The 8,268-nt window shown below is 41.0% G+C and carries 7 protein-coding genes, 1 tRNA gene and 1 pseudogene; all 9 read left to right on the top strand.

The window, feature by feature from the left end:
* Positions 1 to 65 (top strand): annotated as a pseudogene (locus ACFINA_RS05825) (elongation factor Tu); the annotation flags it as partial.
* Positions 66 to 112: 47 nt separating this feature from the next.
* A tRNA-Trp gene (locus tag ACFINA_RS05820) sits at positions 113 to 188 on the top strand.
* 199 nt (positions 189 to 387) lie between these two features.
* Entirely contained in the window at positions 388 to 600 is a 213-nt protein-coding gene (gene secE / locus ACFINA_RS05815) for a preprotein translocase subunit SecE (RefSeq protein ID WP_273790652.1), read from the top strand.
* Between the two features lie 20 nt (positions 601 to 620).
* Positions 621 to 1,151, top strand: coding sequence for a transcription termination/antitermination protein NusG (gene nusG / locus ACFINA_RS05810; RefSeq protein ID WP_273790740.1), 531 nt, complete (start codon positions 621 to 623; stop codon positions 1,149 to 1,151).
* 150 nt (positions 1,152 to 1,301) lie between these two features.
* Entirely contained in the window at positions 1,302 to 1,730 is a 429-nt protein-coding gene (rplK, locus tag ACFINA_RS05805) for a 50S ribosomal protein L11 (protein WP_273723157.1), read from the top strand.
* Positions 1,731 to 1,734: 4 nt separating this feature from the next.
* A complete protein-coding gene (gene rplA / locus ACFINA_RS05800) occupies positions 1,735 to 2,439 on the top strand; it encodes a 50S ribosomal protein L1 (RefSeq protein WP_375607230.1) in 705 nt (234 codons plus the stop codon).
* A 354-nt stretch (positions 2,440 to 2,793) separates the two neighbouring features.
* A complete protein-coding gene (gene rplJ / locus ACFINA_RS05795) occupies positions 2,794 to 3,312 on the top strand; it encodes a 50S ribosomal protein L10 (protein WP_375607229.1) in 519 nt (172 codons plus the stop codon).
* 101 nt (positions 3,313 to 3,413) lie between these two features.
* Positions 3,414 to 3,785 (top strand): 50S ribosomal protein L7/L12, encoded by a 372-nt coding sequence (rplL, locus tag ACFINA_RS05790; protein ID WP_012755028.1) that lies wholly within the window; start codon positions 3,414 to 3,416, stop codon positions 3,783 to 3,785.
* A gap of 289 nt (positions 3,786 to 4,074) precedes the next feature.
* Positions 4,075 to 8,223 carry a DNA-directed RNA polymerase subunit beta gene (rpoB, locus tag ACFINA_RS05785; RefSeq protein ID WP_375615220.1) on the top strand — a complete coding sequence of 1,383 codons (4,149 nt, stop codon included), beginning with the start codon at positions 4,075 to 4,077 and terminating at the stop codon, positions 8,221 to 8,223.
* Positions 8,224 to 8,268: the final 45 nt, after the last annotated feature.

Here is an 8,268-nt window from a genome sequence, read left to right as displayed (position 1 = left end):
GTTTTGCTATTCGTGAAGGTGGTCGTACTGTTGGTGCCGGTATCGTCTCTAAGATCATTGAATAAATAATGCTTGTTAAAGGGGTGTTAAAAGTATTTTAATTTTGAGAGTTAGGGGTATAGCTCAGTTGGTAGAGCGGCGGTCTCCAAAACCGCAGGTCGCGGGTTCAAGTCCTGCTGCCCCTGCCAAAGGGGGATTTTACATATAAGGGAGTGGATTTTGCTGCCTTTTTCGCTTTTTTTGATATGGGGCTTGTTTTTTTGTGTGTGAAACGGTATTGAATAGAAAGTAAGGAAATTGCATAAGTCTGAAAGTTGGCTTTTGCATTTTTTTCTGTTTATTTTGTTCTATAAAACACAATAGGACTAGAGAGAGTATAGTGTGACGATGGCATCTAAAACCAATCCGATTACCTTTTTGAAGCAGGTTTATGCAGAAACAATTAAAGTGAAATGGCCTACACGTCGTGAGACGGTTATTTCTACTATTATGGTTTTGTTGGTAACTGCATTGGCTTCAGCTTTCTTTTTTATTGTGGATCAGGTTATGCATTTTGGTGTTTGGCGGGTTATTGATCTTCTGAAATATCTTTTTAGTTGAGAATGTAAGGAAGTGTGACTGTGGCAGCTCGTTGGTATATTGTTCAGGCATATTCAAATTTTGAAAAGAAAGTAGCGGAAGCTATTGATAAGGAGGCAAAGCAGAAGGGACTTGATCATCTTTTTGAAAAGATTTTTGTTCCAACAGAGCGTGTTGTAGAGGTTCGTCGTGGACGCAAAGTTGATACTGAGCGAAAATTTTTTCCTGGTTATGTTCTTGTTCGTGCTGAGTTAACAGATGAAGTTTATCATCTTATTAAGAATACGCCTAAAGTGACAGGTTTTTTAGGATCGGATGCGCGTCCTGTTCCCATTTCTGATCGAGAGGTTGAGCAAATTCTCAAACAAGTTCAGGAAAGGGTTGAGTCTCCAAAGTCTTCTGTATTGTTTGAGGTTGGAGAGCAAGTTCGCGTTGCTGATGGTCCTTTTGTTTCGTTTAATGGAATTGTTCAAGAGGTTGAAGAAGAGCGCTCTCGTCTTAAGGTTGAAGTGCTTATTTTTGGGCGTCCTACGCCTGTTGATTTGGAATTTGGTCAGGTTGAAAAACTCTGATTAAACTTAGAGTAGTTTTTATTACTTTAAGGAAGGAGTGGGAGGTGATTTATAGCTTTTGTCGGCTTAATGATCCGAACCACGTGACTGCAAGCGGGTGACGGGCAAGATGAATTGTCAGTATACCAGTGAAATTAAAGGCAGATTGTTATGGCAAAAAAAAGTATAGGTCAGCTTAAGTTGCAGGTCCCTGCAGGAGCTGCTACTCCATCTCCACCGATTGGTCCAGCTCTTGGGCAGCGTGGTATTAATATCATGGAATTTTGTAAGGCGTTTAATGCAGCGACACAAGAAATGGAAAAGGGGGCACCGATTCCAGTTGTTATTACGTATTACCAAGATAAATCTTTCACATTTTCTCTCAAGACGCCTCCTGTATCATTCTTTTTAAAGAAGGAAGCAAACCTGAAATCTGGCTCAAAAGAGCCTGGTAAAGTGTCTGTAGGAAGTATTTCTCGCGATAAAATTCGTTCGATTGCGGAATCAAAGATGAAAGATCTTAATGCAAATGACATTGAGGCAGCGATGCGTATGGTTGAAGGTTCTGCTCGCTCGATGGGTTTGGAAGTGGTGGGCTAGTATTATGGCAAAAGTAGCAAAGAGAATAAAAAATATCCGAAAAGATATCGATTTTAGTGAACTTTACGCTTTAAAAGATGCTGTTTTAATGGTTAAGGAGCGTGCCGTTGCTAAATTTGATGAAACAATCGAAATTTCAATGAATTTGGGTGTTGATCCTCGTCATGCTGATCAAATGGTTCGAGGTGTTGCTCATTTGCCTAATGGAACAGGAAGAAATATTCGTGTTGCCGTTTTTGCTCGTGGGGATAAGGCTGAGGAAGCTAAGGCGGCAGGAGCTGATATTGTGGGTGCCGAAGATTTATTTGAAAGCGTTAATAGAGGGACTATAGATTTTGATCGTTGTATTGCAACACCAGACATGATGCCTCTTGTTGGTCGTCTTGGTAAGATTCTTGGTCCACGGAGTTTGATGCCCAATCCCAAAGTTGGTACTGTAACACTTGATGTTGCTGGTGCTGTCAAAGCGTCTAAGGGTGGTGCTGTTGAGTTTCGTGTTGAAAAAGCCGGTATTGTGCATGCTGGTATTGGTAAGGCTTCTTTTGGTGTTGAAAAAATCGTAGAAAATATAAAAGCCTTTGCAAGTGCAGTTATTAAAGCTAAGCCGCAAGGTGCAAAAGGTGAGTATATTAAGCGCGTTGCTGTTTCTTCGACTATGGGGATTGGTGTTAAAGTTGATCCAGCAACAGTTCGTTCAGAGACAGTATAAGCTAATTTATAATTTTGTTTTGGGGTATATGAACATCAAAATTGTATTTTAAATGCTGGTTTTGATCAGCTAGCTATCTAAGCTTTATAGAGCTTAGGTTGTACCGGAAGAAATTCCGGAATATCCTGTCCGAGATTGTAGGTGATACTTTTAAGTATCTTAATCAAAAAAGCCTGCATGAGACTGGGGTAAAAACTGAGAGTTAAAAGACTTAAAGGGTTTGAGCCAAGGTTGCCTTTGAACGCTGTGCGTGAAAAAGGGGACAGGATCCTCATCGGTGACATGAAGTATTTTATGTTATCAAAGGTAACCAACAGGTTTGTTCTAAGCAAATCTGTTAAATGGAGAGAGACAGTGAATAGAGCGGAAAAACGCGAATTTGTTACATGGCTTAACGAGGCTTTTCGGAAGTCTGGTTCTGTTGTTGTTGCACATTATTCCGGTCTGACAGTTTCACAGATGAATGATCTGCGTTCGAAAATGGGTGAAGCTGGCGGTGCCGTTAAGGTCGCCAAAAACCGTCTTGCTAAAATCGCTCTTCAGGGCACGGAATCTGAATCGATAGTGGGTTTGTTTACCGGACAAACACTTATTGCTTATTCAGAAGATCCAATCACAGCACCAAAAGTTGCTGTTGATTTTGCGAAAAGCAATGACAAATTTGTCATCCTTGGTGGTTCAATGGGTGCAACAAGTTTAAGTGTAGATGCTGTGAAGTCATTGGCTTCATTGCCTTCATTAAACGAGTTGCGTGCAAAACTTGTGGGTATGATTTCTACCCCTGCGACCCGTATTGCACAGGTTGTTAATGCCCCTGCTGGTCAGGTTGCGCGTGTCATTGGAGCATATGCTCAGGAGGATAAGGCGGCTTAAGGCTGTTTGTATTCATGTTTATGGAAAAGCTTTAATGCTTTTCTGTTTTTTTGGATAAGTTTTAATAATGGTTCAAATCTTTTAATTGAAGGAATTTAAAAATGGCTGATCTAGAGAAGATCGTAGAAGACCTTTCTAATCTAACCCTTTTGGAAGCTGCTGAGCTTTCTAAGTTACTTGAAGAAAAGTGGGGGGTTTCGGCTGCTGCTCCTGTAGCTGTCGCTGCTGTTGCTGGTGCTGCTGCTCCAGCTGCTGAAGAAAAAACAGAATTTGATGTTATTCTTGTTGAAGGTGGCGCACAAAAAATTAATGTTATTAAAGAAGTTCGTGCCCTTACTGGACTTGGTCTTAAAGAAGCTAAAGATCTGGTTGAAGGAGCACCCAAGCCTATTAAAGAAGGTGCTTCTAAAGAAGAGGCAGAGAAAATTAAATCTCAACTTGAAGCTGCTGGTGCTAAAGTTGAACTTAAGTAAATTTAATTTTATCGGCGAACATTTATGTTCGCCGATTTTCTTTCTCTTAATACAAAGAGGGAAAATAATGAGTAAAAAACCTTTTCCCAATGGTTTCGTAACATGAAAGGGATAGGTTTTGATTACTTCCCCCTTCATCATAGAGTCAAAGAGATAAATGGCTTATGTTGGTGGGGAAAGTTAATGATGCTCATTATGAGTGTCAAGTGAACTGGTCTGCATATGCAGGTTAATGGTATAAGGCTTTCAAGGTTGGTCTACCTTGAACAGTAAAGATCAAGGAGCGACGATGGCTCAGACTCACGCAATGATGTCTCAATTCAATGGTCGTAAGCGCGTACGGAAATTTTTTGGTAAGATTCCTGAAGTAGCAGAAATGCCGAATCTTATTGAGGTTCAAAAAGCCTCATACGATCAATTTCTCATGGTTGAGGAACCGAAAGGTGGGCGACCAGATGAAGGTTTGCAAGCTGTTTTTAAATCGGTTTTTCCTATTTCAGATTTTTCCGGGACAGCTATGCTTGAGTTTGTAGGTTATGAATTTGATTTACCAAAATTTGATGTTGAAGAGTGCCGTCAACGTGATTTAACTTATGCTGCCCCATTAAAGGTCATATTGCGTTTGATTGTTTTTGATGTTGATGAGGATACTGGCTCCAAAGATATCAAAGATATTAAAGAGCAAGGCGTTTATATGGGCGATATGCCTTTAATGACGACGAATGGTACCTTTATTGTTAATGGTACGGAGCGTGTTATTGTTTCTCAGATGCATCGTTCTCCTGGTGTCTTTTTTGACCATGATAAAGGAAAGTCCCATTCATCAGGAAAGCTTCTTTTTGCTGCTCGTGTTATTCCATATCGTGGTTCTTGGCTTGACATTGAGTTTGATGCTAAAGATATCATTTATGCGCGTATTGATCGACGGCGCAAGATTCCTGTTACTAGTCTTTTGATGGCATTAGGTATGGATGCGTCGGATATTTTATCGACGTTTTATGATAAAGTGACTTATGAGCGTGATGGAGAAGGATGGCGTGTTCCTTATTCTGTGGATCGCTTTAAAGGAATGAAGCTCATTTCTGATCTTATAGATGCAGATAGTGGTGAAGTCGTTGCGGAGGCTGGTAAAAAATTAACAGTTCGTACTGCAAAGTCTTTGGTAGAAAAAGGACTTAAAGCGGTTAAAGTTAGTGAAGATGATTTATTAGGTTGTTATCTAGCCGAAGATATCGTCAATTACGAAACAGGTGAAATCTACCTTGAAGCTGGTGATGAAATTGACGAAAAAGTATTAAAAATTCTGCTCGATGTTAGTGCTGATCAAGTCAATATTCTTGATATTGATCACATGAATATTGGCGCTTACATCCGCAATACTTTGAAGGTAGATAAAAATGAAAGTCGGCAGGATGCGTTATTTGATATTTACCGGGTGATGCGTCCAGGTGAACCACCAACAATCGATACAGCAGAAGCAATGTTCCATTCATTGTTTTTTGATCCAGAGCGTTATGATCTTTCCGCTGTCGGGCGTGTTAAGATGAATTTACGTATGGATCTTGATTGTCCAGACACAGTTCGCATTTTACGCCAAGAGGATATTATTGCTGTTGTTAAGATGTTGGTTGAATTGCGTGATGGACGTGGTGAAATTGATGATATTGATAATCTTGGCAACCGTCGTGTTCGTTCCGTCGGGGAGTTGATGGAAAATCAATATCGCATTGGTCTTCTTCGTATGGAGCGTGCGATAAAAGAGCGTATGTCATCGGTTGAAATTGATACAGTTATGCCACAGGATTTGATTAATGCAAAGCCTGCGGCAGCAGCGGTCCGTGAATTTTTTGGGTCTTCACAATTGTCTCAGTTTATGGATCAAACCAATCCATTGTCAGAAATTACCCATAAACGCCGTCTTTCTGCTCTTGGTCCAGGTGGTTTGACTCGTGAACGTGCGGGTTTTGAAGTTCGTGACGTCCATCCTACGCATTATGGTCGAATTTGTCCGATTGAAACACCAGAAGGCCCCAATATTGGTCTGATTAACTCCTTAGCAACCTTTGCTCGGGTTAACAAATATGGCTTTATTGAAAGCCCATATCGAAAAATTATTGATGGTAAAGTCACAAAAGAAGTTATTTATCTTTCTGCGATGGAAGAAGCAAAGCATTATGTAGCTCAAGCTAATTCTTCATTAGATAGTGAAGGCCGCTTTATAGAAGAGTTTGTTGTTTGCCGTCATGCAGGTGAAGTTTTAATGGCGCCACGCGATCATGTTGATTTGATGGATGTTTCACCAAAACAGTTGGTTTCAGTTGCAGCAGCGCTTATTCCATTTTTGGAAAATGATGATGCGAATCGTGCGTTGATGGGATCGAACATGCAGCGTCAGGCAGTTCCTCTTGTACGCGCTGAGGCACCCTTTGTTGGTACGGGAATGGAATCCGTTGTTGCACGCGATTCAGGAGCTGCTGTGAGTGCAAAACGTAGTGGTATTGTTGATCAGGTTGATGCGACCCGTATTGTTATCCGTGCAACAGAAGATTTAGATCCTTCAAAATCAGGTGTTGATATTTATCGCTTACAAAAATTTCAGCGTTCTAATCAGTCCACTTGTATTAATCAGCGTCCTCTTGTGCATGTCGGTGATAGGGTAGAGAAGGGTGATATCATTGCAGATGGTCCATCCACGGATCTTGGTGATTTAGCTCTTGGGCGGAATGTTCTTGTAGCCTTTATGCCTTGGAATGGATACAATTACGAAGATTCCATTTTGTTATCTGAGCGCATTGTTGCTGATGATGTCTTTACTTCGATTCATATTGAGGAATTTGAAGTTGCAGCACGTGATACAAAACTTGGTCCAGAAGAAATTACGCGTGATATTCCTAATGTTGCGGAAGAGGCGTTAAGAAATCTTGATGAAGCTGGCATTATTTATATTGGTGCTGAAGTTCAACCAGGTGATATTTTAGTTGGAAAGATTACACCAAAGGGTGAAAGTCCTATGACGCCGGAAGAAAAGCTTCTGCGTGCAATTTTTGGGGAAAAGGCATCCGATGTTCGTGATACTTCTATGCGTATGCCACCTGGGACTTTTGGTACTGTTGTTGAAGTTCGGGTTTTTAATCGCCATGGTGTGGAAAAAGATGAACGTGCTATGGCAATTGAGCGTGAAGAAATTGAGCGTTTAGCAAAAGATCGTGATGATGAACAGTCGATTCTTGATCGCAATGTTTACGCGCGTCTTACCGATATGTTGACGGGTAAAGTTGCTGTAGAAGGTCCGAAAGGCTTTTCGGGTAGTAAAAAGCTTGATAGTACAGTAATGGGGCATTATCCACGATCACAGTGGTGGCAATTTGCTGTTGAGGATGAAAAGCTTCAAAATGAAATTGAAGCTTTGCGTAAGCAATATGATGAATCAAAAGAAGCATTACAACGTCGCTTTATGGATAAAGTTGAAAAAGTCCAAAGAGGTGATGAAATGCCTCCTGGTGTCATGAAAATGGTGAAGGTTTTTGTGGCTGTGAAACGCAAAATCCAACCAGGTGATAAGATGGCGGGGCGTCACGGGAATAAGGGTGTTGTTTCACGTATTCTTCCCGTAGAAGATATGCCATTTCTTGAAGATGGGACCCATGCTGATATCGTCTTGAATCCACTTGGTGTGCCTAGTCGTATGAATGTTGGACAAATTCTTGAGACGCACCTTGGTTGGGCATGTGCCGGGATGGGCAAGAAGATTGGCGATTTGTTAGAGTTATATCAAGAAACTGGGGATATACTTCCTTTGCGTCAGCGTATTGAAAATCTTATGCCTGATGATAATCATAATGAACCAGTTCGTCAGTATGATAATGAAAGCCTTTACAAATTGGCTTTACAGATGAAGAAAGGGGTTTCAATTGCAACGCCTGTTTTTGATGGAGCACATGAGTCTGATATTAACATGATGCTGGAAGACGCAGGATTAGATAGTTCAGGGCAGGTTACGCTTTATGATGGTCGTACTGGGGAGCCTTTTGATCGTCCAGTAACGGTGGGATATATTTACATGTTGAAATTGCATCACCTTGTTGATGATAAGATTCATGCACGTTCTATTGGTCCCTATTCACTTGTTACGCAGCAGCCATTAGGAGGTAAGGCACAATTTGGTGGTCAGCGTTTTGGTGAAATGGAGGTTTGGGCACTTGAAGCTTATGGTGCTGCATACACTTTGCAGGAGATGCTAACAGTAAAATCAGATGATGTGGCTGGTCGAACAAAAGTCTATGAGGCAATTGTGCGTGGTGATGATACATTTGAGGCAGGTATACCCGAAAGCTTTAATGTGTTGGTAAAAGAAATGCGCTCACTTGCTCTTAATGTGGAGCTTGATGATGCGCGTGAACTTATTGCACAGCGGGCATTGTCTGATACGACAGAATAATAATTCAAGGAGCGCACTAGAAAAAGGCTGCGCTCTTATTACTTT

Source organism: Bartonella sp. AC10YNML, from assembly GCF_042196825.1.
Taxonomy (GTDB): Bacteria; Pseudomonadota; Alphaproteobacteria; order Rhizobiales; family Rhizobiaceae; genus Bartonella.
This window is presented reverse-complemented; position numbering and strand designations above follow the sequence as displayed.

What these genes read in the sequence shown, in the direction of transcription:
- secE (WP_273790652.1), top strand. Translation starts at nt 388, where the DNA reads ATGGCATCTAAAACCAATCCGATTACCTTTTTGAAGCAGGTTTATGCA.
- rplK (WP_273723157.1), top strand. Translation starts at nt 1,302, where the DNA reads ATGGCAAAAAAAAGTATAGGTCAGCTTAAGTTGCAGGTCCCTGCAGGA.
- rplA (WP_375607230.1), top strand. Translation starts at nt 1,735, where the DNA reads ATGGCAAAAGTAGCAAAGAGAATAAAAAATATCCGAAAAGATATCGAT.
- rplL (WP_012755028.1), top strand. Translation starts at nt 3,414, where the DNA reads ATGGCTGATCTAGAGAAGATCGTAGAAGACCTTTCTAATCTAACCCTT.
- rpoB (WP_375615220.1), top strand. Translation starts at nt 4,075, where the DNA reads ATGGCTCAGACTCACGCAATGATGTCTCAATTCAATGGTCGTAAGCGC.